General features: G+C 69.5%; 26 protein-coding genes. 9 read left to right on the plus strand and 17 right to left on the minus strand.

The features are described 5' to 3' along the window. Positions 1-105: 105 nt before the first annotated feature. The 7 genes from mctP to ABH937_RS14660 form a co-directional block, all read right to left on the minus strand. Positions 106-1,737: a monocarboxylate uptake permease MctP gene (mctP, locus tag ABH937_RS14630; protein WP_280687535.1), complete on the minus strand. Its 1,632-nt coding sequence runs from the start codon at positions 1,735-1,737 to the stop codon at positions 106-108. After that, the gene (locus ABH937_RS14635) at positions 1,734-2,012 is read right to left on the minus strand and encodes a DUF3311 domain-containing protein (RefSeq protein ID WP_280687534.1); all 279 of its coding nucleotides are present in this window, start codon (positions 2,010-2,012) and stop codon (positions 1,734-1,736) included. The genes mctP and ABH937_RS14635 overlap by 4 nt, the downstream gene beginning before the upstream one ends. Positions 2,013-2,166: 154 nt before the next feature. Next, positions 2,167-3,363, minus strand: a complete 1,197-nt coding sequence (locus ABH937_RS14640) for an MFS transporter (RefSeq protein WP_370218452.1) — start codon at positions 3,361-3,363, stop codon at positions 2,167-2,169. Positions 3,364-3,368: 5 nt separating this feature from the next. Next, positions 3,369-3,929, minus strand: a complete 561-nt coding sequence (locus ABH937_RS14645) for a GNAT family N-acetyltransferase (RefSeq protein ID WP_370218383.1) — start codon at positions 3,927-3,929, stop codon at positions 3,369-3,371. Further along, complete coding sequence (locus tag ABH937_RS14650; RefSeq protein WP_370218384.1) at positions 3,926-5,143, minus strand: type III PLP-dependent enzyme; 1,218 nt, start codon at positions 5,141-5,143, stop codon at positions 3,926-3,928. Before ABH937_RS14650 ends, ABH937_RS14645 begins: the two co-directional genes overlap by 4 nt. Further along, the gene (locus ABH937_RS14655) at positions 5,136-6,437 is read right to left on the minus strand and encodes a DUF6271 family protein (protein ID WP_370218386.1); all 1,302 of its coding nucleotides are present in this window, start codon (positions 6,435-6,437) and stop codon (positions 5,136-5,138) included. The genes ABH937_RS14650 and ABH937_RS14655 overlap by 8 nt, the downstream gene beginning before the upstream one ends. Continuing rightward, positions 6,419-7,477 (minus strand): phytanoyl-CoA dioxygenase family protein, encoded by a 1,059-nt coding sequence (locus ABH937_RS14660; RefSeq protein ID WP_370218387.1) that lies wholly within the window; start codon positions 7,475-7,477, stop codon positions 6,419-6,421. The genes ABH937_RS14655 and ABH937_RS14660 overlap by 19 nt, the downstream gene beginning before the upstream one ends. 458 nt (positions 7,478-7,935) lie before the next feature. Between ABH937_RS14660 and ABH937_RS14665 the strand changes: the two genes are divergently transcribed. From ABH937_RS14665 to ABH937_RS14675, 3 genes are all read left to right on the plus strand, one after another. After that, positions 7,936-8,328 (plus strand): hypothetical protein, encoded by a 393-nt coding sequence (locus ABH937_RS14665; protein ID WP_370218388.1) that lies wholly within the window; start codon positions 7,936-7,938, stop codon positions 8,326-8,328. Between the two features lie 119 nt (positions 8,329-8,447). After that, a complete protein-coding gene (locus ABH937_RS14670) occupies positions 8,448-11,201 on the plus strand; it encodes an NACHT domain-containing protein (protein ID WP_370218390.1) in 2,754 nt (917 codons plus the stop codon). Between the two features lie 50 nt (positions 11,202-11,251). Next, positions 11,252-12,235 (plus strand): DUF6801 domain-containing protein, encoded by a 984-nt coding sequence (locus tag ABH937_RS14675; protein ID WP_370218392.1) that lies wholly within the window; start codon positions 11,252-11,254, stop codon positions 12,233-12,235. A 55-nt stretch (positions 12,236-12,290) separates the two neighbouring features. Here ABH937_RS14675 and ABH937_RS14680 read toward each other — a convergent pair whose 3' ends face one another. Beyond that, positions 12,291-12,863, minus strand: a complete 573-nt coding sequence (locus ABH937_RS14680; protein ID WP_370218393.1) for a hypothetical protein — start codon at positions 12,861-12,863, stop codon at positions 12,291-12,293. Positions 12,864-13,060: 197 nt separating this feature from the next. Between ABH937_RS14680 and ABH937_RS14685 the strand changes: the two genes are divergently transcribed. Then, the gene (locus ABH937_RS14685) at positions 13,061-13,258 is read left to right on the plus strand and encodes a hypothetical protein (protein WP_280687519.1); all 198 of its coding nucleotides are present in this window, start codon (positions 13,061-13,063) and stop codon (positions 13,256-13,258) included. Here ABH937_RS14685 and ABH937_RS14690 read toward each other — a convergent pair. The 6 genes from ABH937_RS14690 to ABH937_RS14715 form a co-directional block, all read right to left on the minus strand. Next, complete coding sequence (locus ABH937_RS14690; protein ID WP_280687517.1) at positions 13,251-14,102, minus strand: helix-turn-helix transcriptional regulator; 852 nt, start codon at positions 14,100-14,102, stop codon at positions 13,251-13,253. The two genes, ABH937_RS14685 and ABH937_RS14690, sit on opposite strands and share 8 nt — an antisense overlap. Positions 14,103-14,132: 30 nt before the next feature. After that, entirely contained in the window at positions 14,133-14,657 is a 525-nt protein-coding gene (locus ABH937_RS14695; RefSeq protein WP_280687515.1) for a DUF6879 family protein, read from the minus strand. After that, positions 14,629-14,871: a hypothetical protein gene (locus ABH937_RS14700; protein ID WP_280687513.1), complete on the minus strand. Its 243-nt coding sequence runs from the start codon at positions 14,869-14,871 to the stop codon at positions 14,629-14,631. Before ABH937_RS14700 ends, ABH937_RS14695 begins: the two co-directional genes overlap by 29 nt. A 136-nt stretch (positions 14,872-15,007) precedes the next feature. Further along, positions 15,008-15,469 (minus strand): DUF6879 family protein, encoded by a 462-nt coding sequence (locus ABH937_RS14705; RefSeq protein ID WP_370218395.1) that lies wholly within the window; start codon positions 15,467-15,469, stop codon positions 15,008-15,010. A 76-nt stretch (positions 15,470-15,545) separates the two neighbouring features. Next, the gene (locus ABH937_RS14710; RefSeq protein WP_280687510.1) at positions 15,546-15,755 is read right to left on the minus strand and encodes a DUF397 domain-containing protein; all 210 of its coding nucleotides are present in this window, start codon (positions 15,753-15,755) and stop codon (positions 15,546-15,548) included. Continuing rightward, positions 15,752-16,633: a Scr1 family TA system antitoxin-like transcriptional regulator gene (locus tag ABH937_RS14715; RefSeq protein ID WP_370218397.1), complete on the minus strand. Its 882-nt coding sequence runs from the start codon at positions 16,631-16,633 to the stop codon at positions 15,752-15,754. The genes ABH937_RS14710 and ABH937_RS14715 overlap by 4 nt, the downstream gene beginning before the upstream one ends. A gap of 125 nt (positions 16,634-16,758) precedes the next feature. On the opposite strand from ABH937_RS14715, the gene ABH937_RS14720 reads away from it, so the two are divergent. Together ABH937_RS14720 and ABH937_RS14725 are read left to right on the plus strand one after the other, a co-directional pair. Continuing rightward, positions 16,759-17,004, plus strand: coding sequence for a hypothetical protein (locus ABH937_RS14720; RefSeq protein WP_370218398.1), 246 nt, complete (start codon positions 16,759-16,761; stop codon positions 17,002-17,004). Between the two features lie 69 nt (positions 17,005-17,073). After that, positions 17,074-17,259: a hypothetical protein gene (locus tag ABH937_RS14725; protein WP_370218400.1), complete on the plus strand. Its 186-nt coding sequence runs from the start codon at positions 17,074-17,076 to the stop codon at positions 17,257-17,259. Positions 17,260-17,277: 18 nt separating this feature from the next. Here the strand turns inward: ABH937_RS14725 and ABH937_RS14730 are convergent, their stop codons facing one another. From ABH937_RS14730 to ABH937_RS14740, 3 genes are all read right to left on the minus strand, one after another. After that, on the minus strand, positions 17,278-17,715 hold the full coding sequence (locus tag ABH937_RS14730) for a DNA-binding protein (RefSeq protein WP_280687503.1): 438 nt from the start codon (positions 17,713-17,715) through the stop codon (positions 17,278-17,280). Further along, complete coding sequence (locus ABH937_RS14735; RefSeq protein ID WP_280687501.1) at positions 17,687-18,052, minus strand: hypothetical protein; 366 nt, start codon at positions 18,050-18,052, stop codon at positions 17,687-17,689. Before ABH937_RS14735 ends, ABH937_RS14730 begins: the two co-directional genes overlap by 29 nt. 130 nt (positions 18,053-18,182) lie before the next feature. Then, positions 18,183-18,992 (minus strand): GntR family transcriptional regulator, encoded by an 810-nt coding sequence (locus ABH937_RS14740; protein WP_370145672.1) that lies wholly within the window; start codon positions 18,990-18,992, stop codon positions 18,183-18,185. A 342-nt stretch (positions 18,993-19,334) separates the two neighbouring features. On the opposite strand from ABH937_RS14740, the gene ABH937_RS14745 reads away from it, so the two are divergent. The 3 genes from ABH937_RS14745 (at position 19,335) to ABH937_RS14755 (ending at position 22,526) form a co-directional block, all read left to right on the plus strand. Then, on the plus strand, positions 19,335-20,603 hold the full coding sequence (locus ABH937_RS14745; RefSeq protein WP_280687499.1) for an extracellular solute-binding protein: 1,269 nt from the start codon (positions 19,335-19,337) through the stop codon (positions 20,601-20,603). 103 nt (positions 20,604-20,706) lie between these two features. Next, positions 20,707-21,690, plus strand: a complete 984-nt coding sequence (locus ABH937_RS14750) for a sugar ABC transporter permease (RefSeq protein WP_280687497.1) — start codon at positions 20,707-20,709, stop codon at positions 21,688-21,690. Beyond that, on the plus strand, positions 21,687-22,526 hold the full coding sequence (locus ABH937_RS14755) for a carbohydrate ABC transporter permease (RefSeq protein WP_280687495.1): 840 nt from the start codon (positions 21,687-21,689) through the stop codon (positions 22,524-22,526). The genes ABH937_RS14750 and ABH937_RS14755 overlap by 4 nt, the downstream gene beginning before the upstream one ends.

A 22,526-nucleotide genomic window follows, 5' to 3' on the forward strand; every position in this document is an offset into this window, starting at 1 on the left:
GCACAGCAGGCGGCTACCACCGGTTGTCCATACCTATGATCGCGCCGCCACCTCCTCAGTGTTGAGCGAGGTGACGGCGCGATCACAGGGCGCGCGACGGGGCGCTTAATGCGCCGCGACCGGCTGGGGCGCGCCGGAAAGCTCGGGGTCGCCCTCCTCCGCGCTGTAGTCCGCCGCAGCGGTCTCGTCCACGCCCTCGGGCGTCTTGGTCGCCTTGAACACCAGGGTCAGCACCACCGAGACCAGGACGTTGAGCACGAAGGCGGTCAGCCCGATGTAGCCGATCTCGCCGATTCCCGGGATCGTCGCGCTGGACCCGCCGAAGTGCTTGGTCGCGGGCGAGGCGATGCCGTACGCCTTCCAGGTTCCGTAGACCATGCCCACCAGCCAGCCGGCCAGCAGCGCCCAGCGGTGGAACCAGCGGGTGAACAGCCCGGCGACCACCGAGACGAAGGTCTGCAGGATCCAGATCCCGCCCAGCAGCTGGAGGTTGATCGCGAGCTGCTTGTCCATCCCGAGCACGAAGACCAGCGCGCCGACCTTCACCAGCAGCGAGACCAGTTTGGCGACCTTGGTCTCCTGCTCGGGGGTGGCGGCGGGCCGCAGGAACTCCTTGTAGATGTTGCGGGTGAACAGGTTCGCCGCCGCGATCGACATGATCGCGGCCGGCACCAGCGCGCCGATCCCGATCGCCGCGAAGGCCACCCCGGTGAACCAGTCGGGGAACAGCCCGGCGAACAGCTGCGGCACCGCCAGCTGCGGGTTGTAGCCCTTGACGCCCTTGCCCACCCCGGCCGCGATGGCCAGGAAGCCGAGCAGCGCGAGCAGCCCGAGCATCAGCGAGTACGCGGGCAGGATCGCCATGTTGCGGCGCACGGTGGTGCGCGACTTGGCGGCCAGCACGCCGGTGACCGTGTGCGGGTACATGAAGAGTGCCAGCGCCGAGCCGAGGGCCAGGGTCGCGTACCCCCACTGCGCCTTCGGGCCGCTGACCATCGAGCCGACCGGCTGGTGGGTGACCGGATTGACGGTGCTCATCTTCTTCGCGGCCGCGTCGAAGATGTGCCCGTAGCCGCCCAGGCGCATCGGCAGGTAGATCACCGCGACGATGATCACGATGTAGACCAGGATGTCCTTGACGAAGGCGATCAGCGCGGGCGCCCGCAGCCCGGAGGAGTAGGTGTAGGCGGCCAGGACCGCGAAGGCCAGGAAGAGCGGCAGGTCCTTGACGAACCAGTTGGCGTTCGCCCCGCCGCCCACCCCGAGGGTGTCCAGCACCGCCTGGATGCCGACCAGTTGCAGCGCGATGTACGGCATGGTCGCCAGGATCCCGGTCACCGCCACGGCCAGCGACAGCGCCCGCGAGCCGTACCGGCCGCGCACGAAGTCGGCCGGGGTGACGTACCCGTGCACCCGGGCGACCGACCAGAGCCGGGGCAGGAAGAGGAAGACCAGCGGGTAGGCGATGATCGTGTACGGCACCGCGAAGAAGCCCGAGGCCCCCGCGCCGTAGATCGCCGCCGGTACCGCGATGAAGGTGTACGCGGTGTAGAGGTCGCCGCCGAGCAGGAACCAGGTGACCCAGGTCCCGAAGCTGCGGCCGCCCAGGCCCCATTCGTGCAGATGCAGCTCGTTGCCGGTGCGCCGCCAGCGCGAGGCCAGGAAGCCCATCACGGTGACCAGCAGGAAGAAGAAGACGAACACCACCAGGGCGACCGTGTTCACGCCGTGGTTCATCGCGCACCTCCTCGGGCGGCCTTGCGCTGCCGCGCGTCGTGGTTCAGCAGCAGGTAGGCGGAGCCCGTGAAGAGCGCCGAGACCGGGATCCAGAGGATCTGGTACCAGTAGAAGAACGGGATCCCGCCGAGCCTCGGCGTGAGCGAGGCGTACGACGAGACCCAGAGCAGCGCGACGACCGGGACGGCCAGGCTGATCCCGGCCAGCACGCGCGCGGGGGTGACGACCGGCAGCTGGCCCGAAGGCGCTGGCGGCGCGTCAGGTTCGGTGGACATGGGGCGACTCCGGCACAGGCAGGGATCCCAGCGGCGCCGCAACGCGCCGGCCGACGGCTGGCGCGCACGCCGAGCAACGCCCATGGTGATCGGCTTGACCCGGAATGTAGGGCACCTGACACCTCCGTGTCACTGGGAAAACGCGCGATCTCGGTCAGTGGACCGCCGCGGCCTCGGCCGGTGCCGGCGGCTGCTCGGCGCGGGCCGGCCAGCGGATCCGGGTGGCGCAGAGCGAGACCACGATCGCCGAGGCCGCCACCGCGCCCATCCCCCAGACCAGGCCGCTGCCGTTGGCGATGAACCCGATCACCGCCGGTCCGGCCAGCAGGCCCACCGTGCCCATCGCGGCGACCAGCGCCAGCGCGCCCGCGCCCTGCCGCGCGGCGGCCACGTACACGCAGGGCGTCACGGCCGCGATGCCGAGCCCGACGCAGGCGAACCCGAGCAGCGCCGGCACCAGCCCGCCGGCCAGCAGGGCGAGCGCCAGGCCGACCCCGGCCAGCGCGCTGCCGGCCCGCACGATCCGCCCGTCGCCCCAGCGCTCGCGCCAGCCGTCGGCGAACAGCCGCGCCAGCACCATCATCACCGAGACCACCGCGATGCCCATCGGCGCCAGCGCCGAGGCCGCGTCGGCGACATCCTTCAGGTAGAGCGCCGACCAGTCGTTCATCGCGCCCTCGGTCACCGTGCCGAACGCCATGGCGCAGCCCATCCAGAGCGTCAGCCTGGCGGGCAGGCTCCAGGCCCGGCGGGGCTTCTTCTCCTCAGCCGTGGCGGGCTGCTGATCCTCCGCCAGCAGTCCGGGTCGGGCGTAGCCGATCAGCAGGAGCAGCAGGACGGCGGCCGCGCCGAAGTGCGCCACCAGCGCCGAGGCGAAACCGGTCAGGCCCGAGGCGAGCAGCGCGGCGCACAGCGACCCGGCGCTGAAGGTCGCGTGCAGCTTGGCCATCGCGGTGCGCTGGTACCTGACCTCCAGTGCGGCACCCTGCGCGTTCATCGCCACGTTCAGCGCCCCGACGGCCACGCCGTCGCAGCACATCACCAGCAGCGCGACCGGATAGTTCGGCAACTCGGCCATCGCGAGCAGGACCACGCCCAGGCAGAGCGCTGAGAGGACCGCCAGGCGCCGCGAGCCCAGCCGCTTCATCAGCAGCGTCACCAGCGGGAAGGAGGCCGCCGCGCCCACGCCGGTGGCCATCAGGAGCAGGCCCACTTGCGCCGCGCTCAGGCCCAGGTGGGCCTTGATGGTGGGCAGTCGCGACGCCCAGGTGCCGTACTGGAACCCGAGGAAGCAGAACAGCGCGGCAATCGCCAGCTGGGCCCGGCGGAACGGATCGCGGACGCGGAACACGTGCATCAGCCCTCTTCGTTGATCGGCTTCGAATTCGACCGCTCGGCCCGGTCGCCCGGAACCGCTGTCGACATGTAGACCGCGTCCGGTCCGTAACTCACCGGGAGTTGGACATCGGGGTGGGCGCTGAACCCGTTCGCCGACCAGAAGGTGTCGGCGCCGCCGACGGCGACCAGCGAGATCCGCTCGAACAGCTGCGACTCGGCGGTCGCGGCGAGCCGGTGCAGCAGCCGCCTGCCCAGCCCCCGACCGCGAAGGCGCTCGGCGATGACCAGATCGTGCAGGTGCAGGTTGCGGGACCGGACGGCGGTCTCCTCCAGCCCGGCCAACTCCAGCCCGCTCAACTCCGGGTACTGGAAAGGCGGGTAGGGCAGCGCCAGCAGGTAGCCCGCCAGCCGCCCCGCGCAGTCCAGCGCGAAGCAGGTGGCCGGCGAGACCCGACCCCGGGACTCCAGCGCCGCCCGGCCCTCCGACAGGCCGCTGTCACGGTAGGTCGCGGCCTCCAGCGCGGCGATCTCGTCCCAGTCGCCGTCCGATATCCGCCGGATCAGGATCGCGTCGTTCATCCGGCCGCGCCCTCGCCGTCGATCCAGCCGTACGGCAGCGGACTGAAGCCGTTGAACCCCTGGGTCATGTAACTGGTCGCGTAGGCGCCGCAGGAGAAGATCCAGACCGGATCACCGGAGGCCGCCGCCCTGGGCACCTGAACCGGGTCCCCGTCGGGAAAGTAGGCGTCGTCACTGTCGCAGGTCGGCCCCGCGACGACCGCCGGCACGTAGTCGGCGTCCGGGTGCGACGGGAATTCCAGCCGGTACCGCAACTGGTCCATCTCGAACAGCCCGTTGAACTTCCCGCAGCTCAGGTAGAGCCAGTACTGGCTCTCGCCGCCCCGGACAGGACCTGGCTGCCGGCGCACCGTGAGCCGGTAGACGTGCGCTCTGATCGCGCCGTGGTCGGCGACCAGGTAGCGCCCCGGCTCCATCAGGAAGTCCAGCGGGGCCGCCGACACCGCAGCGAGCTGCTGCATGCCCTCGCGGATCGCCGCGAAGATCTTGTCCATCGGCGGATCGAGCGGCACTCCGCGCCGGTCGAGGTAGCCGCTGGCGGGCAGCCCGCCGCCGAGGTTGACGTGGTCCGGCAGGATCCCGCGCCGGTTCAGCGCCACCAGCACGTCCGCGAGCAGCTCGAAGGTCTCCCGCCAGGCGTCGGCCGTCATCTGCTGCGAGCCGACGTGGACGGACAGGCCCGCCGGCGTCAGCCCGGCGGCCCGTGCGGCCTCCAGCACCTGGACGGCGTCGGCGGCCGTGGCGCCGAACTTCCGGCTCAGCCCCCAGAGCGCCCCGGTCCCGGTGGTGGCCAGCCGGCAGAACACCCGGGCGCCGGGCGCGTGTTCGGCGATCGCGGCCACGTCCGCCAGGCTGTCGGTGGCGAAGTCCCGGATCCCGAGGCGGTGGGCCTCGGCGATGTTCCGGTCGGACTTGACGGTGTTGCCGTAGTGGATCCGGTCGGCCGGCACGCCGGTGGCCAGGGCCTGGGCGATCTCGCCCGGACTGGCCGCGTCGAAGCCGGCCCCCGCGGCCGCCAGGCAGTCGAGCACCTCGTCCACCGGACAGGCCTTCATGGCGAACCGCACGGCGATGCCGGGCAGTTCGCGCAGCAGAGCGGCGTAGCCCCGCTCGATCGCGGCGAGATCGAAGATCAGCTGGTCCTCGGTGGCGGCGGCCAGGGCGGCGCGTAGCTGGGCGTTCTCAGCGGCGTTCGCATGGGCGATCTCAGGCATGAGCGTCGGTGGCCTTGCTCGCCCGCACCAGCGCTGCCCACGCGTCGATCAGCAGAGCGAAGTTCTCGATGTCCAGCCGCGCCTCGTCGAGCAGTTGCCCGCGCCGGGCGGCGAGCAGGTCGGCGAACGCCGCGTACCGGCCCCCCAAGGTCCGGTAGCAGCGGTCCAGCCGCTCCAGCCGCTGGATGTTCTCCGTCCGGTCCAGGCCCGCGCTCTGCCGGACGATCTCGGCGACGGTGCCGGCCCGGACCTGCTGCTGCTCGTCCAGCAGCGACTCGCCGGCCGCCGCCATCCGGGCGTAGCAGGCGTTGAAGTAGAGCATCGACAGGAGGAACTTGGTGAACCGCAGCTGGTAGGCCAGGAAGCCGGCGTCGGTGCGCCGTTCCCCGGTGTAGAAGTTCACGATGTTGCGGTTGTGCAGCACGCCGGGCAGCCTCGCGTCCTGGACCAGGTGCAGCAGGAAGTAGTCGCTGCCGATCGTCTCGGTCGCCGGCGGCAGCGGCACCCGCTCGTGCACCTGCTGGAAGCTGACGTTGCACATGTCCACCCGCATCGGGTCCAGCACGGCCAGCGTCGCGTGGTCGCGGGTGAACGCTTCGGTGCCGGCGCCGGTGAAGGACTCCTCGACCAGCGCCCGCTTCTGCGCCGCGGACCAGTCGGCCGGGGCCCAGAGGCTTACCACGTCGTGGTAGACCTCGGGGTCCAGCTCGCGGATCTCACTGATGTCCACCGACAGTTCACCCACGAACGAACTGCCCACCAGCACCACCGGCTTGTCCGCGTGCGCCGGGTCGAGGGTGCTCTCGGTCACCTGGGCCGCGGCGTCGCCCGCCCGCTTGCCGAGCGAGCGCAGCTCGTGGTGGATCGGGAAGATCCGCTCGCCGTCCAGTACTTGGTAGTCGCTGTCCGAGTCGCGGCGGTGCACCGACGCGCAGCCCAGCGCGCTGCCGATCAGGAACGCCCGGTTGGTGCAGGCGCCGTAGGAGACGGCGGCCGGCAGCATCAGGTCCAGGATCAGCTCGGGCTCGGCGACCCCGGCCTCCTTGATCACCCGTTGCAGGAACGCGCGCTGCGCCGCCTCGTCCAGGTGGTGCACGAGCACGTTCGGCAGCGGTGCCGCCGCGGCGACCACCCTGGCGTGCTCGGCGAAGGTCCGCTCGTCGGAGGAGTCGAGGATCAGCAGGTGCACCTCGACGTCGAACTGCTCGGCGGCGTACCGCGCTTCCTCGTGGATCGCCGAAATCGTGGCCACGCAGGCCCGGTTGGTGGGCAGGGTCAGGCAGATTCGGCGCATGCCGGGTCTCCCTCGACGTTCTCGCCGTGCCAGGAGCGCAGCCCCAGCAGCTTCTCGCCCAGCTCGTTGAGCGTGGCGGCGCCGTACCGCAGCGACTCGTGCTTCGTCGCGTCGCCGACCAGTGTCCGGTTCCAGGTCGGCGTGCTGACCTCACGCCAGGACTCGATCCGGGAGCGGCGCAGCTCCTCGGCCTCCTCCAGTGCGGGCATCATGGCGAGGTACTGCACCGAACGCACCCCGCTCGCCGAGCTGTTGCGGGCCACGCCGTGCGCCAGCAGGCCGTTCCAGATCAGCAGGTCACCGGCCGTCAACTCCGGTCGCACCACCGGGAACTCGCTCCGGTCCACGTCCGGTCTGATCGGATCCCGGTCGGCCGGCTGGTGCAGCTTCCACTCCTCGAACCGCCGGAACAGCTCGGGGTCGCACTGGAAGCCGCCGTGGTCCGGGCGGGTGTCGTTCAGCGCGATGATCCCCTGCACCCGCTGCGGCAGCACGCCGAGCGTGGTGTCGACATCCCAGTGCAGCTCGATGTCGAAGCCCGTGTCCGTGGGGGCGATCAGCGCGCGGTCACGGTTCCCGACGTTCGGCGGGTTCAGGTTGAGCCGGTCCAGCGTCACCCACAGCTCCTCGCAGTCCCACACGTCCACGAACGCGTCGTAGACGCGCCGCGACTGGCGGCTGTCCCAGATCAGCTGGTGGTGGTACGCCTCGACGAACCCGTAGATGTGCAACTCCCGGTCCAGGTCGTCCCGGTACTCCCGCTCCTCGTACCAGGTCTCCGGTCGCTCGGGGTCGAGTCCCTGGAACTCCCAGGCGAAGTCGAGCAGGCGCCGTGCCGCGGCGGCGGGGATCGCCTCCTTGACGACGACGTAGCCGTAGGTCTGCCAGTGCGCGAAGTCCGCCTCGGACAGGACGCGCAGCGGCCGCGACTTCTTGAGGTCCCGCAGCGGGGTCTGCGCGAGGTACGCCTCGGTGTCGGCGCTGAAGTAGGGGGTCGAGGAGGCGGCGCGGTGCAGGTGGCGGGCGTCGGGCGTCGGCATGCGGTCACTCCTGAGCTCGAAACGTGTGCTGTGGCTGAGGGGGAAGGGGCCGACCGGCCGACGGCCTGATCCAGGCATGGCGTAGCTGCGGTCGGCCGTCGATGATCCGGGGGCGAAGCCGCGTTCCAGGCGTGCTGTCTGCAAAGGACCCTAACCGGGCGTCAGGTTGATGGTCCAGACCAATTTGGGTGATCGGGGGACTACGCGGCGCAGGAACCGGCGGGTAGCCGCAGGCGGAGGTCACTCCGATCGCGCCCGGCCCTCGCCGTGGTGACCTGGGGATTGGGTTGAGACGCCGCAGCGGAGTACGGTGATCACGCAGTGTCAATTCCGATCCTGGGGGCACAGTGACAGGGTTAGAGATCGCGGTCGGGTATCTGTTCGGTTGGGCGGTGCGCAAGTCCAGGCGAGTGGCTGGCCGGGCGGACGCGGAGGTCGACCGGGGGCTGGACGCGGGGATGGACAGGCTCCACGAGCTGGTCAGCCACAAACTGGGGCAGGATTCGGCGCTGCACAGGCTGACCGAGGAAGCCGAAGCGGGCCAGGAACAGCCAAGTGACCGCACGCGGCAGCGTGTTCAGCTCGCGCTGGAAGACGCGGCAGAGCAGGACTCCGGCTTCGCCGAAGCCCTGGAGCGGGCAGTGGAGCAGCTGACGCAGCTCCAGGCCCAGGTTCCCACCGCCGGCGGGGTGTCGGCGGGAGACGGTGGTCAGGCGGTGGGCGGGAACGTGGCGATCGACGCCCGGCACGGCTCCGTCGCCGCGGTGAAGATCGCGGGCAACGTCACCCTCGGTGGCCCGGCGCAGCCAGAGGCGGCAAACCCTTCGCAGCCGGCTTCGCCCCAGGGCTGAGCGAATCCGGCACCGCCTCGCAGAGCCCCTCCGCCCCTGGTCGAAGCACCGGCATCACCGCCGACCGCGGCAGCTTCGCCGTCGGCGGTGATGCGCAGATCACCATCTACCCCCCGCCTGTGACCGGTGACCGGCGCGGGCAGCTGGTGAGCGTGCCGCTCGACGCGGTCACGGACGCGTACGCGGTCGAGCACCTCGGAGTTCGGCAGCGCGCCACCACAGCCGGCGACACCACCGGCGTGCTGCCGCCGTACGTACGCCGCAACCACGACGAGGAACTGGCAAGCGCCGTACGGGAGGCGCGGACCCGCGGCGTCATGCGCGTGCTGGTCGGCGGCTCCGGCAGCGGAAAGACGCGCGCGCTCCTGATGTCGCTGGACTCCCTGCGATCGGAGCCGAAGTGGCGGCTCTGGCACCCGCTGTCCGCCGGGCAACTCCTCGACACGCTCAGGCAGGACCAGGTGGCGCCGTACACCGTGATCTGGCTGAACGAGTCCCAGCGCTACCTCCTCGCGGACCCGGACGAGCAGGTCGGCGAAGAACTGCGCCGCCTGCTGGCCAGGGCCCCCGGGCCGATGCTCGTCCTCGGGACGCTGCAGACCGAGGACCACCGCCGGCTGACCGCCCGTCCCACACCCGCGGCCGCCGACCAGTACGCCCAGGCCCGCGAACTCCTGGCAGGGCGCTGCGTCACCGTCCCGGACGAGTTCGGCGATGACGACCTGCGGGCAGCGGCAGACCTTGCCACTGATGACGGCAGGCTGGCCGAGGCGCTGCGCTACGGCGGGCGGCGGATCACCCAGTATCTGGCCGGTGGCGCCGCCGAAGCCCTGGCCGAGCCCACGCCGCAGCCACCGTCGGACAGCCCGCCCTGGCTGCGGGAAGCGGCCAACGTCCTTGCGGAGCAGGTGTATCGGCAGTGGAGCACCGAGTGGGAGCGGCGACGTCTGCACCTTCCGTCCGCCACGCTGGCCGTGCGCTTCCGGAACGCGAGCACCGGTCGCTTCGACAGCTGGGCCGCAATCCGCAACGCGCCGCCCGGGATGGATCCACCGCCCCTCGAACTGGCCGACCAGTTCGACGAGATCGTGGCGGTGTACAAGTCCGTCCCGTCCGGTCGGCTGGTGGTGCTCGGCGAGGCGGGGGCGGGCAAGACCGTGCTGGCCCTGCGCTTCGTCCTCGGCCTGCTGCGACTGCCGGACGCTGATCGCGGCGACCGGGTACCAGTGATCTTCAGCTTCGGTTCGTGGGACCCGACCGCCACCTCGCTGGACGACTGGATGTGCGACCAGCTGGTGCGCGACCACCCCGGCCTGGCGGCTGCGGCCGAGGACGGCAGGAGCCTGGCTCGCGTCCTGGTCGCCGCGGACCGGATCCTGCCGGTCCTCGACGGGCTTGACGAGATAGCCGCCAAACTGCGCGGCAAGGCGCTCGAAGTACTCAACGACAGCAGCAGGCCGCTGCTGCTCACCAGCCGCCCCACGGAGTACGACGCGTCGGAGCAGGTGCTCAGCGCCGCCGCCGGCATCCAGCTGGACGCCCTCGCCTCGGGTGACTTCGCCGACTACCTGCGCCGCACCGGCCGACCGACGGCGGACGGTGCCCTGCACAGCACCGCGTGGGAACCAGTCCTGGCACGGCTGAGCGAACGGCCGCGCAGCCCGGGCGCGGAGAACCTCGCCCTGGCGCTGACCACCGCGCTGATGGTCACGCTGGCCCGCATCGTCTACGGCGGCGCGGCCGGACGCGACCCGCAGGCCCTGCTGGACACCGAGCGGTTTCCGACCCCGGACGACGTGCAGAGCCATCTGCTGGCCGCGTTCGTCCCCGCCGCCTACCGCCGCCCCCTGCCGGTCGGCCCCGGCCGGCGACGGCGGCGGCACTGGGACCCCGAACGGGCCGAACACTGGCTCCGCTACCTTGCCCGGCACCTCGCCCAGAGCAGGAAGCACGACCTGGCCTGGTGGGAACTGGGCACCACCATGAGCTTGTTGTCGCGCACGCTCCTCATCGGGTTCCTCGGGGCACTGGCCTTCGGGGTCACGACCGCGATCGGCAACCTGCCCGTGGACCTGGTCGCCACCTCGCACGGGCTCGGGTTCGCGCTCGTGCGAGGACTCGTGGTCGGGCTCCTGCACGGCCTGGCGGCCGGCACGATCTGCGGTCTCTCGTACTGGCTCGCGTCCAGACAGGAGGACCTCAAGCCGTCGCCGGTCCGCCTGCGGATCGGCGGCGGGACCGCCAAGGCCCCGGGCAGAGTGCTGCGCGGGTTCGCGATCGGTCTGGGGGCCGGGCTCACGGCGGCGCTCGGACTGGCCCTCATCGACCGGGTCCTGGTCGCCGCGCTCGGCCTCGACGACGGTCTGGGGGGCCCGCTCGCGCAACTGCTCGTGTTCCTGGCCGAGGTCGGTCTCGGGGCCGGTCTCGCGATCGGGCTCATCACCCTGCTGGAAGCTCCCATCGAGCCCGAGTCCACCGTCCGGCCCACCGACGTGCTGGACACCAACCGCAGGAACGTGGTGGCCCGGCTGCTCGTGTGGGCGGTCGTGTTCGGCCCCGCGCCCGGGCTCGTCTACGGGCTCACACACGGGCCGGTGCGCGGGATCGAGTTCGGGCTCGTGTTCGGGCTCGAGGGCGCGTTCGCCGGCGGGCTCGGGTACGGGCTCGTCCTGACCGCCTGGGGCCAGTGGGCGGCCCTGTGCCGCATCTGGTTGCCGCTGACCGGGCGGCTGCCGTGGGCACTGGTCGCCTTCCTGGACGACGCCCACGACTTGGGGGTGCTGCGCCAGGCCGGCGCGGTGTACCAGTTCCGCCACGCCCGGGTCGAGGAGCACCTGAGCCGCAGCGAGAAGCCGATGGAAGGTGGATCATGAGTTCCAGGCGCAGCACGGGAACGTTACGGGCCAGGATCGCCCTTGGGGTCGTGACGGTCGTCGGAGTCGCCGGCACGATCGTGGGAGGCCTCGGAGCCGGCAGCGCGGCCGCGCAGACGGTCTCCCTCACGCTGTCGTACACCTGCACGTTCCCGGTGATCGGCGGCCAGTCCATCGCGATGAGGATCGACTCGGACGTCCCGAACTCGGTCGCGGCGGGCCAGGCCAACCCGAATTTCGCCTTCCAAGCGGTGGTGACGGCGGGCGACGGAGTCGCCCAGGGGCTCAGCGTCATCGGCGTGCGGATCGTCGAGGGCTCGGGGGACGCCGACGTCAGCGTGGCCGTGCCAGGCGGCCCGATGGCCGTCACCGTGTCCGCCCCCATCCCCAAGACCCCCATTCCGCCCGCCGGTTCCTTCGACATCAAGGCGGCCGGCACCGCGCCCGCACTCACGTTCAACCAGCCGGGCCACGGGACGATCACCATCGGCGGCATCCTCCTGCACCTCGTCCCGGAGGACGCCAACGGCAACCTGACCTTCCCGGGCAAGATCGACGTGCCGTGCGCGCTGGACGCCGGGCAGAACAACCTCGTGGCGACCTTCGACATCACGACCCCGGCCCCACCCCCCGGCCCCACCACCCCCGCGCGCCCTACCCCCACCCCCACCACGAGGACACCCGCCCCGCCCACCACCAGGCCGAGCACTCCGCCCAGCACGGTCACCTCGGGGTCGCCCGTCTCGGGCTCCCCGGACCCGACGAGCCCGGCGAGCCCGACGAGCGCCGCGGCCTCGACCGCGTCCGACAGCCCGAGCCCGAGCCCGAGCGACTCGGGGAGCCCGCCCAGTTCGGCCGCCGCCGCACCGCCGGGTTCGACCAGCCTCACGAACAGCCCGACGGCCAAGGCCGGTGGCCCGAGCGCCATGGACCTCGGCCTGACCCTGCTGGCCGTTGGCGCTCTGGTCGCGAGCGCCGTCGCGTACCGCTACGGCTGGTCGCGGAGGAACCGCCGGCGCACGGGCGGCGGCTGAGGCGGGAGGCGACGCCGGGGGTCCGGTCAGCAATGCTGCCGGTGCCGGAGATTGGTCATGCTCTGCCGTCCAGCGCCATGGCGTACACCCCTTCGCACAGGTGGGTGAACCCGTGCCGTCCCCAGGCTTTCCGCAGCGCTGCCGTGGCTTCTTCGTCCGGCCGCCGCACCTCCGGGTCGTCGGATGTGAAGCTGCACGGCTCGTCCGGCCCATGCGTGTGGATCGGAGCCGGATAGCAGGCCGCGACGGTTCCCGGGACCGCCAGCCTGCGTAGTGCGGTGACCGCGAGGGCCATGCCGACGCCGGTGCCGCGCCACTTGTCGTTGACCTCCACGGACTCCAGCAGGAGCAGCATCGCCGGGGCCATCTGGCCTAGGGCGGGGGCCAGTTCACCTTCATCGGTGAAGAGGACGCGAGGGATGCGGTCGAGGAGACCGGGATCGGCCTCCAGTGCGAGACGGGGGTTGGGGGTGACACCAGGGAGGACGCGGGTGATCACGGCGGTGCCGATCTGCGACTCACCCGGCGTGTAGAACGTCGCCGTCCACCTGTCGGCGCGTCCGCTCCAGGTCTCATCGGCGAACTGGTGCATGGTGTAAGCGATGTGGAGCCGGTCCGGGTTCCCCATGGGCTCTCCTCCGGAATGAGGGTAGGCCCCTCGCAAACTACCCGAGAGGCCTACCGCAGGAAGTGCTACTTCGAGGGGGCCGACGGCGGGGACGGCGGCGTGGGCTGCTCCGGCGCCGGGTTGCCCCGGTGCTTCGGCGGCGACTTGTGGTCGCCCTTGTGCTTCATCTCGGTGGTCACGATGGTTCCTCCTAGTCGGTGGGCGAGGTCTCGGTGGTGCGCTTGCTTCCCGGCGGCGGCATGGGACCGGGCGGACGGTCGGTCGGAACGGTCATGCTGATGACCCCTCACTCGATGGCGGTGATGAAGCTCCATCAGCAGAACCGTAAGGAGCGCGCGAATTTCGCGGCTATGAAGTTCCACGAGATTTCACACGGGATGGCATGGCTCACCTGAGCTCCTGGAGAGCCGAGTTGATCAGTGCTCGCGCGGCCGCACCGTAGACGGCCAGACTCTGCAGCTCCTGGAACGCCTTCAAGTACTGGGCCAGCTCGGTTGGTGCGGTGATGTTGACGGCAGCGGTGAGCAACTCGACTGATGCCAGAGACTCGTCGTAGATGCTGAACGTCTCGATCATCCACATGCGCCGCAGCGAGCCTGACGGGATCACGCCGAGGGAGACGGACGGAAGCCTGGTGGCCTCGAGTAGGAACGCGAGCTGGCTCTTCATCGTCCGGGCATCGCCCACCAGGTGGCGAAGCGCTGCCTCCTCCATCACCAGCGCGAACGTGTGTCCACCCTCGTACAGGACACTGGACCGCTCGACCCGCGCTCTGGCGGCTTCGGGCACGTCGTTGGGGGTCCCGTGAAACTCGGAGATGGCCGACAGCAGTGCTGCAGCGTATTCGTATGTCTGGAGCATCCCCGGCACGACGTTGGAGCAGTAGGCGCGAAATCTGCGGGTGCGCGCGAAGAGCGGGACATACGACTCCTGGAGCCGGCGCATTCCGGCGCGCTGGACCCGTCGCCACTCGACGTACATGGAGTCAGCCGAGCGCGCGGCTGCGATCAGATCAGCGGCCTGATCATCTGCCCCGCAGATTCGACACCACGTCCGGATGTCGTCGTCGGACGGTGGCGTGACGGCATTGATCAGGCGAGACGACTTGGATGGAGCCCAGCCGGCCAGCTCGGCCAGCTGACGCCCGGTCAGCCCCGAGTCATGAAGCAGATCTCGAAGTCGCTCGGCGAGCATTTTTCGTGCGGCTTGTACGCTCGACGATGGAGACTGACCGGGCATGAGCTGATAGGTCCTGTATTCGCGCTGTCGTCACACCTCGAACCGGTCGTGCGGTACGGCACGATCCCAGACGGCCGCGAACGCCGCCGAGCACAGCGAGGCCAAGCCCGGGTCCTCGGACACCTCTTCGCCCGCCAAGGCCCCGTCGCCGGTGAAGAGGTTGAGCATCACCACCTGCTCGTCGAAGAGCCAGAAGTCGTTGCCGGGCAGGGCCAGGTCGGAGGCGTGGCGACGCGGCAGCCAACGGACCTGTTCACCGGCGGCAAGGTTCTGGAAGGTGCATGAGTGTTCGTAGCGAATGTAGTCGCTCACGGGTTCTGACACGATCCGGGCGCGCTTGAACTCGACGCCCCGGCCGACCGCGTCACTGACGAGCTGGTGGAAGTCGTTCCACCAGGATGCACGGTTCTCGCGATCGGGACGCCAGCCTGTCAGCCAGTCGGCAAACTCCGACGCCTCTTCAGCAACACCGTACGAGTCCCGCAGCTCAAGGTGCACCGCGCTCTTCTGGGCGCGAGCCACCAACTCAGTGAACGACCAAGCGCTCTGCGACATCACAAGCCTCCCTGATGGCCGCCACCATGCGGATCGGCAGCCTTACCACCGCTTCTCCGTCCGGGATCGGACCAGCGGCCAGACAGAGGGCTTCCAGTGCCTCGCTTGCCTTCCAGCCTTGAATGACGAACTCCCGCGCCTCGTCATCAACCCAGACCGTGGGGCAGTGCTGCCCGTTGGTCTCGGGGTCCTTGGCGATGAACCGTAGTGCCATGATGCCCTCCGCTGCCTACTCGGTTGGACGGACTTCCATGAAGATTCCGTCCGGACGGCGGGGTGGTCAAGAGCGCAGAGCGGAACGGTATGCGCCCGGTTGGTTGCTCCTCGCGATCGCGACGGGGTGGCCAGGATCAGACGGCGTACTGCTCGTGCGGGACGCCCCGCTCCCACACCGCCGCGAAGGCCGATGCGCAGAGCTTCACCGCACCGGGGTCCCCGGTGAAGCTGTGGCCGGCCCAGGCGCCGTCGCCGGTGAACCAGTGGAAGAGCACCAGGCGGTTGTCGATCAGCCAGAAGTCGTTGCCCGGCAGCGCGATGGTCGACGCCCGGGGGCGCGGGAGCCAGCGGACCAGCGCGCCCGCCGCGAGGTGCGCGGGCGTGCGGGTGTGCTCGCGCCGGACGCAGTCGGTCACCGGCTCGGAGACGATCCGCGCGCGGCGCAGCATCACGCCCCGGCCCACGGTCTCGCGGACCAGCGGGACATCGCACTCGCGGTCGTCGGTGGCGCTGTAGCTGTCACGCATCTCCAGATGCACAGCTGTGCTCCGCGCGCCCCTCAGCAGCGTGGTGAAGTCCGGTACGTTCCGTGCCATCGCCAGCCCCCTTTTCGATCACCGTCTCCCAGAGCGGGTGTGCCGGTCAAGGGGCGCGCGAGGGTCTCATGGTGACTCAGGCGGGGTGGATGGCACCGGACTTCAGGCTTGCGACGAAGGCGACGAAGGAGGTGGCGGGGAAGACGAGCGCGGGGCCGGACGGGTCCTTGGAGTCGCGGACGGGGACGACGCCGGTGAACTGACCGTCGGCCACTTCGACACAGGCGCCATGGTTATCGCTGTAACTCGACTTGCGCCAGCGGGCGAGGGTCAGCTCGTTGCTCATGAGTACATGTCCTGTCTGGCTTTGCGGATCAGGTCCAGGGACGCCTCCTGTGAGAGGGAAGCGATCTGCAGGAGAGCATACTGACGCTGCCAGAGGCTGACCTTCGCGTGATCACGCACCAGCGACCCCTCGTGCAGAGACTCGCTATATCCGACTACCGATCCGTCAGGAAGGTTCAGAAGATGGAGAGATTGCCACATCGGAGAACGCTCGCCCAATGACATCGGCGCTACCTGCAGCGCGACGTTCGGAAGCTCGGCAGTCACAAGCAGATGATCCAGCTGGTCGCGCATCACCTCTCGGCCACCGACCGGCCGCAGCAGCGCACTCTCGTCAATGACGAAGAACGCAAAGATTGGGGCCTCCGAGGTGAGGATTCGCTGCCTGTCGAGGCGTACAGCGATTGTCTCCTCCGCCGTGTCCGGGGCGTCGTCGAGGAGGAGCGCCCCGGTGGAGAGCAGTGCGCGGGCATAGGCAGGAGTCTGGAGCAGCCCCGGGATGCATGAGGTCTCGAAGTTCCTCAACTCAACGGCTCTGGCCTCTTCGTCCACAAAGTCCATGAACCCCTCCCGAAACGCTGCGGCCAGCCGCTTCTTCACGTACGGCATCAGGAACGTCAACGCCCCGCCCGTATCAAGGATCTCGTCGCACCGCTCCGCGAGCCCATCCTTCGGCGCCCGGGTCCCGCTCTCGATCCGGCTCACCAGGCTGTCGTCGCACGGAATCCGCGCCGCCAGCTGAGGCTGCGACAGCCCCCTCAACTCCCGGTAGTGGCGCAGCATTCCACCGAACAGACTTCCGGGTGACTCGCTCGGATCCAGCTCATTCTTTCGACCCGCCACGGCGTTTCCCTTTCCTGCCAGGGGTGTTCGTCGCATCCGTCAACGGTTCGTCAGATCCGTCAGGATGTCGGCCCTGGCGAGAATATGCCCACGTGCCGATCCTGGAATCACACAGTCACCGCACAGTCGCACTGCGCACTCCAGAACGGACCGACACCCCCATGTCCTCTCCCTCCCCCTCCCCACTCGCCCGTGAGCTCCGCGTCGCCCGCCAGGAGGCCGCCGACGCCCTGGACGACTTCCTCGCCACCCTCGCGCTGGCCGGTGTGCTGCTGCCCAGTGTCGGGGTCAACTGGCGGATGGGGGAGGTGACCGGCTGCTTCCTGATCGACCTCGGCGCCGCCCGCCCGGACGTCGTCGTGAAGCTCACGAACGTGATGCGCAGGGGAATCGAGTCCGGCGGCTGATCGCGCCATCGAACACTCGCCATTGAATAAGAGCAACCGCCCCCTGTGCGAAAGGAACCGAAGCACCCCATGAGCAAGCGCAACAGCGGCAGCCGCATGACCCTCCACGTCTACCGCATCACCAGCACCGGCAAGCGCGTGACCATCGTCCCCAAGCGCACCGTCCGAGGCGAGCCCGGCTTCTTCCAGTCCCGCCTCTTCGACCAGTGGCCCGACTGCGCCTGCCCCCGCCACGCGCGCACCCAGCCGTCGTGACCCGCTCGGACCTACCTGTCAGACCTTCCTGATCTCGGCGAAGTCCTCGGCGAACGCCTTCATATCGTCGTCGGTCGTCACCAAGGTGACCGGCCGAGGGCAGCGGATCTTGGCGGTGGCCGCGATGATCGCGTCGATCGTGTACTTCGTGCCGTGTATCCCGGTGCTGTCCACCAGAGCTCGGGCCTCGCCGATGATCTCCGGGTCGGTGTCGATCACCTTGACGCCGGCGAGTTTCCAACGGGCCGTCGATGCCCTGCCGCCAGGGCGGTGCGCCTCCACCAGGACGACGCCGGCGGTGGCGACCAGTTGTCCGCGGGCCTGGGCTTGTGCGACGAGCAGTTGCACATCTCGGCCCTCCTGCCTGGTGGTGATGAGCAGGCTCAGTCCCTGGCTGTCGAGGAACAGCGTTCCGACTGATGAGGTGTCAAGCTGCGTGGCCTTTTTCGCGGCCATGGTCTGCGTCCCCTTCGAGCTGCGCTCGGTCAGGGGACGAGCCTACGCCGAGTTGAGCGGCGCGCTGGAACATCGCGTCGTACTCGCGCTCCTCTTCATCGGTCGGGGCACCGTACGCGGCCTTGTACTCCTCGGCGACCCTCGCCAGCGTCGCCTTCCGGATGGCGTCCGCCACCAACTCGGCGACGTACTGTGCGGTGTCCTGGTCCCCGGAGAGGTGGTCCAGCGTCTCCAGGACGTCTGGACCGACGATCAGCGCGATCTCCACCTGGTCGGTCCCGAGATCGTGGGTGGTCGTCGGAACGCCCTCGCCGGCGGTACGGATCTCAGCGAGCACGGGATGCTCCTCTGTGTGCGCTCGGTCCGGGGTGCTTCCCCGGCAGGCGGCCCGCACGGGGGCCGTGAACTCACAGTAGCGCCGAGCCTGCCGCTGCCGCCCGGGTCGGGCCGCAGCGGCTCCAATGGTCTCAGCTGTTCGGCCGCTGCAGCCGCGTGATGAACTTGTACCGGTCCCCCCGGTAGATCGACCGCACCCACTCCACCGGCGCCCCCTCGGCATCGAACGAGTGCCGCGACAGCTGCAGCATCGGCAGCCCGAGGTCGGAGCCCAGCAGCCCGGCCTCGCGCGGGTTGGCCAGGGTGGTCTCGATGGTCTCCTCGGCCTCGGCCACGACCACGTCGTAGACCTCGCGCAGCGCCGCGTAGAGCGAGTTGTGCTTGACCAGGTTGCGGCGCAGCGCCGGGAAGCGCTTGGCGGAGAGGTGGGCGACCTCGATCGCCATCGGGTCGCCGTTGGCCAGCCGCAGGCGCTCGATCCGCAGCACGCGGCTGCCGGGCTTGATGTCGAGCAGCGGGGCGAGGTGTTCGTCGGCGGTGATGTAGCCGACCTCGATCAGCCGGGAGGTGGGCTCCAGGCCCTGGGCGCGCATGTCCTCGGTGTAGGAGGTGAGCTGCAGCGCCTGGGCGACCTTGGGCTTGGCGACGAAGGTGCCCTTGCCCTGGATGCGCTCCAGCCGGCCTTCGACCACCAGCTCCTGAAGGGCCTGGCGGACGGTGGTGCGCGAGGTGTCGAACTGCGCGGCCAGCGCGCGCTCCGGGGGGACCGGGGTGCCGGCGGGCTGGGTCTCGGTGAGCTGGAGCAGGTGTCGCTTCAGTCCGTAGTACTTGGGCACGCGCGCGGCCGCGGGGTCGGCGCCCATCGGGCCTTGGGCGTCCGGCTCGCCGGCCTTGGGCTCGTCCGCCCGAAGCTGGGCCGTGGTGCCCCCGTCGCTGCTCATTGGCCGCTTCTCCAGTCCTCGCGAGGCCGCCTCGGCCCCACTACCTCGTTAACGGCACACATCGTTGCACGTATGCCTGGGCGACGGGGAGCGCATCACGCGATGAACGATGAGCGGTGTCGGCTTGATAACGGCTCGTCCCGATTGCTTGTCGGCCCGTTGACACCTCCATTGGTCTAGGCCAAGCTCCAGGCATCTGGTCTACACCACTGCAGACCAACTCATGAATCCCCAGACCATCTCAGGGTTCGCGACATCACTTCCTCCCGTTCCGCGGGGGTATGCGGGGGTATGTCGCCGGCCACCGATGGGGGGCACCCGGGCATCCCTCAGGAGGATGGCGTGAAGCGTCAGCTCATCGCGGCGGTCGGCGTCGCGGCAATGGTCGTCGGTGTCGCGGCCTGCGGCTCGTCCGGCAAGTCGGGCGACAGCGCGGGCAAGCCGGCCAACTACAACGGCAAGACCGTCACCGCGTGGCTGATGGACGGTTCCGCCCCGCAGGCGTGGCAGGACGGCGTGAAGGCCGACTTCGCGACCCAGTTCCCGGGCGCCAAGCTCAACATCCAGATCCAGAAGTGGGACGGCGTCGGGGCGAAGATCACCACCGGCCTGTCCGACAACTCGGTCGACGTGCTGGAGGTCGGCAACACCCAGACCGCCGGCTACGCCTCGACCGGCGGCCTGATGGACCTCACCTCGGCCAAGGCCGACCTCGGCGGCAGCGACTGGGCCGCCAACCTGAACGCCTCCTCGGTGCTCGACGGCAAGCAGTACGCCGCCCCGTGGTACTTCAGCAACCGCGTCGTCATCTACAACAAGGCGCTGTGGACCAAGGCCGGCATCACCGGCACCCCGAAGACGCTGGACGAGTTCTACGCCGACCTCGACAAGCTGAAGGCCACCCAGGGCGTCAGCCAGCCGATCTACCTGCCCGGCCAGGAGTGGTACACCTACTTCGGCCTGATCGCCGGCGAGGGCGGCCAGATCGCCAAGCAGAACGGCTCGGCCTGGGCCGGCAACCTGGAGTCGGCGGAGGCCAAGGACGCCTTCGGCACCTACACGAAGCTGCAGAGCTACTCCACCGCGCCCAAGGACAAGGACGAGGCCACCCCGCCGCAGACCGACGTCTTCTCCAAGGGCGACGTGGGCGCGATGATCGGCCTCGGCTGGGAGGCGCCGGCCGCCAAGGACATGCCGGCCGACAACGTGGGCTACTTCCCGCTCCCCGGCAAGACCGCGGACAAGCCGTCCGGCGTCTTCCTCGGCGGTTCCAACCTGGCGGTCGCCCAGGACACCAAGAACCCCGACCTGGCCAAGGGCCTGCTGAAGATCATGCTGTCGGACAAGTACGAGAGCATGATGGCCTCTTCGGGCCTGATCCCGAACAAGACCTCGCTGAACTCGCTGGCCACCACCCCGTTCGCGCAGGCTGCCATCGCGGCCTCGGCCAACGGTGCCACCACGCCGAACCTGGCGAACTGGACGAGCGTCGAGAACCCGCCGTCTCCGATCAAGGAGTTCATGACCGCCGTCCTCCAGGGCGCGGACTACGACTCGACGGCCAAGAAGTACGACGACCAGATCACCACCCTGCTGGGCCAGAAGCAGTAGTACCGAGCGGCGTCGCTCACCGGCTCCCCTGACGGAGCCGGTGGGCGGCGCCGTACCCCTGTTTCACGGCCACCCAGTCCGGCCAGGCGTGAGGAAGAGAGAAATGGCTGTTCAGTCGGAACCGGTGCGGGTGAACTCCCCTGGGAGGAGCGGGGCGCAACAGCCCCCGAAGAGTCGTAGACCGGCCGCCGGTCCGAGCCTGCTGAGCCGCATCGCGCCCTACCTCCTGCTGCTGCCGGCCATCGTGGCCACCCTGGCGCTGCTCGGCTGGCCGCTGGTCAAGACCGTGCTGCTCTCCTTCCAGAACCTGAACCGCCGTCAGCTGGTGCAGCACACCACGGAGTGGAACGGGTTCGACAACTACAAGCAGCTGCTCACCAGCGCCGAGTTCTGGCACACCACCGGCCGCTCGATCGCCTTCACCGCGGTCAACGTGGTGCTGATCATGGTCGGCGGCACCCTGGTCGGGCTGCTGCTGAACCGGCTCGGCTCGAAGATGCGGCTCTTCCTGCAGATCGGCCTGGTGCTCGCCTGGGCGATGCCGATCGTGGCCCAGACCACCGTCTTCACCTGGCTCTTCGACTCGCGGTACGGCGTGGTCAACTGGTTCCTGAACCAGCTCGGTTGGCACAGCATGGCCACCTACAACTGGTACAGCAGCCAGCTCTCCACCTTCTTCGTGATCGTGCTGCTGATCGTCTGGGGTTCGATCCCGTTCGTCGCCTTCAACATGTACGCGGCGCTGACCACGATCCCCAACGAGCTCTACGAGGCGGCCCGGCTGGACGGCGCCGGCTCGGTCAAGATCTTCACCAAGGTGGTCTTCCCCAGCCTGAAGCCGTTCTTCCTCGGCACGACCTTCCTCGAGGTCATCTGGGTGTTCAAGTGCTTCACCCAGGTCCTGGCCATCAACAACGGCGGGCCGGAGCGGCTGACCGAGACGCTGCCCGTCTACGCCTACATCGAGGGCAGCGGGAACTCGCACTACGGCATGGGATCGGCGATCGCCGTGCTGACCATCCTGATGCTGGCCGTGCTGATGGCGTACTACTTCCGGATCATTCTGAAGCAGGAGGACGAGCTGTGAGGCGCTCGCTCATCGGACGCAGCTGGGCCAACATCGTCGCGGTCGTCCTCTTCGTCTTCTTCGCCTTCCCGGTCTACTGGATGGTGACCACGGCGTTCAAGCAGAACTCCGACATCATCAGCAAGACCCCGGTCTTCCTGCCGCTCGGCGGCACCCTGGAGCACTTCACCACGGCGAGCGGCGCCGCCCAGTTCTGGGAGATGGTCGGCAACAGCTTCATCGCCACGCTGGGCGCGGTGCTCGGCTCGCTGGTGATCGCCACGCTGGCCTCGTTCGCGATCTCGCGGATGAAGTTCCGCGGCCGCAAGGCTTTCGTACTGGTGATCATGATGGCCCAGATGGCGCCCTGGGAGGTCATGACGATCTCGGTCTACATGATCGTCCGGGACCAGTCCATGCTGAACAGCCTGGTCCCGCTGGTGCTCTTCTACATGATGATGGTGCTGCCCTTCACGATCTGGACGCTGCGCGGCTTCATGGCCGCCGTGCCCAAGGAGTTGGAGGAGTCGGCCATGGTGGACGGCTGCACCCGCGCCCAGGCCTTCGTCAAGGTGGTCTTCCCGCTGCTGGCCCCGGGCCTGATGGCCACCTCGCTGTTCGGCTTCATCACCGCGTGGAACGAGCTCCCGCTGGTGCTGATCCTGAACAAGTCCACCGGTCCCGGCAGCGCGCAGACCCTGCCGCTCTGGTTGACCTCCTTCCAGAGCACCTTCGGCGACGACTGGGGCGCCACCATGGCCGCCTCCACCATGTTCGCCATCCCGGTACTGCTCATCTTCCTGATCCTCCAACGCAAGGCTGTCGGTGGTCTGACCGCCGGCGCAGTGAAGGGCTGA

It is taken from the genome of Kitasatospora sp. GAS1066B, assembly GCF_041262605.1.
Taxonomy (GTDB): domain Bacteria; phylum Actinomycetota; class Actinomycetes; order Streptomycetales; family Streptomycetaceae; genus Kitasatospora.

Bases quoted from the DNA above. Each gene is read 5' to 3' on its own strand.
- mctP (WP_280687535.1), bottom strand. From the start codon at position 1,737: ATGAACCACGGCGTGAACACGGTCGCCCTGGTGGTGTTCGTCTTCTTC.
- ABH937_RS14635 (WP_280687534.1), bottom strand. From the start codon at position 2,012: ATGTCCACCGAACCTGACGCGCCGCCAGCGCCTTCGGGCCAGCTGCCG.
- ABH937_RS14645 (WP_370218383.1), bottom strand. From the start codon at position 3,929: ATGAACGACGCGATCCTGATCCGGCGGATATCGGACGGCGACTGGGAC.
- ABH937_RS14650 (WP_370218384.1), bottom strand. From the start codon at position 5,143: ATGCCTGAGATCGCCCATGCGAACGCCGCTGAGAACGCCCAGCTACGC.
- ABH937_RS14655 (WP_370218386.1), bottom strand. From the start codon at position 6,437: ATGCGCCGAATCTGCCTGACCCTGCCCACCAACCGGGCCTGCGTGGCC.
- ABH937_RS14660 (WP_370218387.1), bottom strand. From the start codon at position 7,477: ATGCCGACGCCCGACGCCCGCCACCTGCACCGCGCCGCCTCCTCGACC.
- ABH937_RS14665 (WP_370218388.1), top strand. From the start codon at position 7,936: ATGGACAGGCTCCACGAGCTGGTCAGCCACAAACTGGGGCAGGATTCG.
- ABH937_RS14680 (WP_370218393.1), bottom strand. From the start codon at position 12,863: ATGGGGAACCCGGACCGGCTCCACATCGCTTACACCATGCACCAGTTC.
- ABH937_RS14690 (WP_280687517.1), bottom strand. From the start codon at position 14,102: ATGCCCGGTCAGTCTCCATCGTCGAGCGTACAAGCCGCACGAAAAATG.
- ABH937_RS14695 (WP_280687515.1), bottom strand. From the start codon at position 14,657: ATGTCGCAGAGCGCTTGGTCGTTCACTGAGTTGGTGGCTCGCGCCCAG.
- ABH937_RS14700 (WP_280687513.1), bottom strand. From the start codon at position 14,871: ATGGCACTACGGTTCATCGCCAAGGACCCCGAGACCAACGGGCAGCAC.
- ABH937_RS14705 (WP_370218395.1), bottom strand. From the start codon at position 15,469: ATGGCACGGAACGTACCGGACTTCACCACGCTGCTGAGGGGCGCGCGG.
- ABH937_RS14710 (WP_280687510.1), bottom strand. From the start codon at position 15,755: ATGAGCAACGAGCTGACCCTCGCCCGCTGGCGCAAGTCGAGTTACAGC.
- ABH937_RS14715 (WP_370218397.1), bottom strand. From the start codon at position 16,633: ATGCGACGAACACCCCTGGCAGGAAAGGGAAACGCCGTGGCGGGTCGA.
- ABH937_RS14720 (WP_370218398.1), top strand. From the start codon at position 16,759: ATGTCCTCTCCCTCCCCCTCCCCACTCGCCCGTGAGCTCCGCGTCGCC.
- ABH937_RS14725 (WP_370218400.1), top strand. From the start codon at position 17,074: ATGAGCAAGCGCAACAGCGGCAGCCGCATGACCCTCCACGTCTACCGC.
- ABH937_RS14730 (WP_280687503.1), bottom strand. From the start codon at position 17,715: ATGGCCGCGAAAAAGGCCACGCAGCTTGACACCTCATCAGTCGGAACG.
- ABH937_RS14740 (WP_370145672.1), bottom strand. From the start codon at position 18,992: ATGAGCAGCGACGGGGGCACCACGGCCCAGCTTCGGGCGGACGAGCCC.
- ABH937_RS14750 (WP_280687497.1), top strand. From the start codon at position 20,707: ATGGCTGTTCAGTCGGAACCGGTGCGGGTGAACTCCCCTGGGAGGAGC.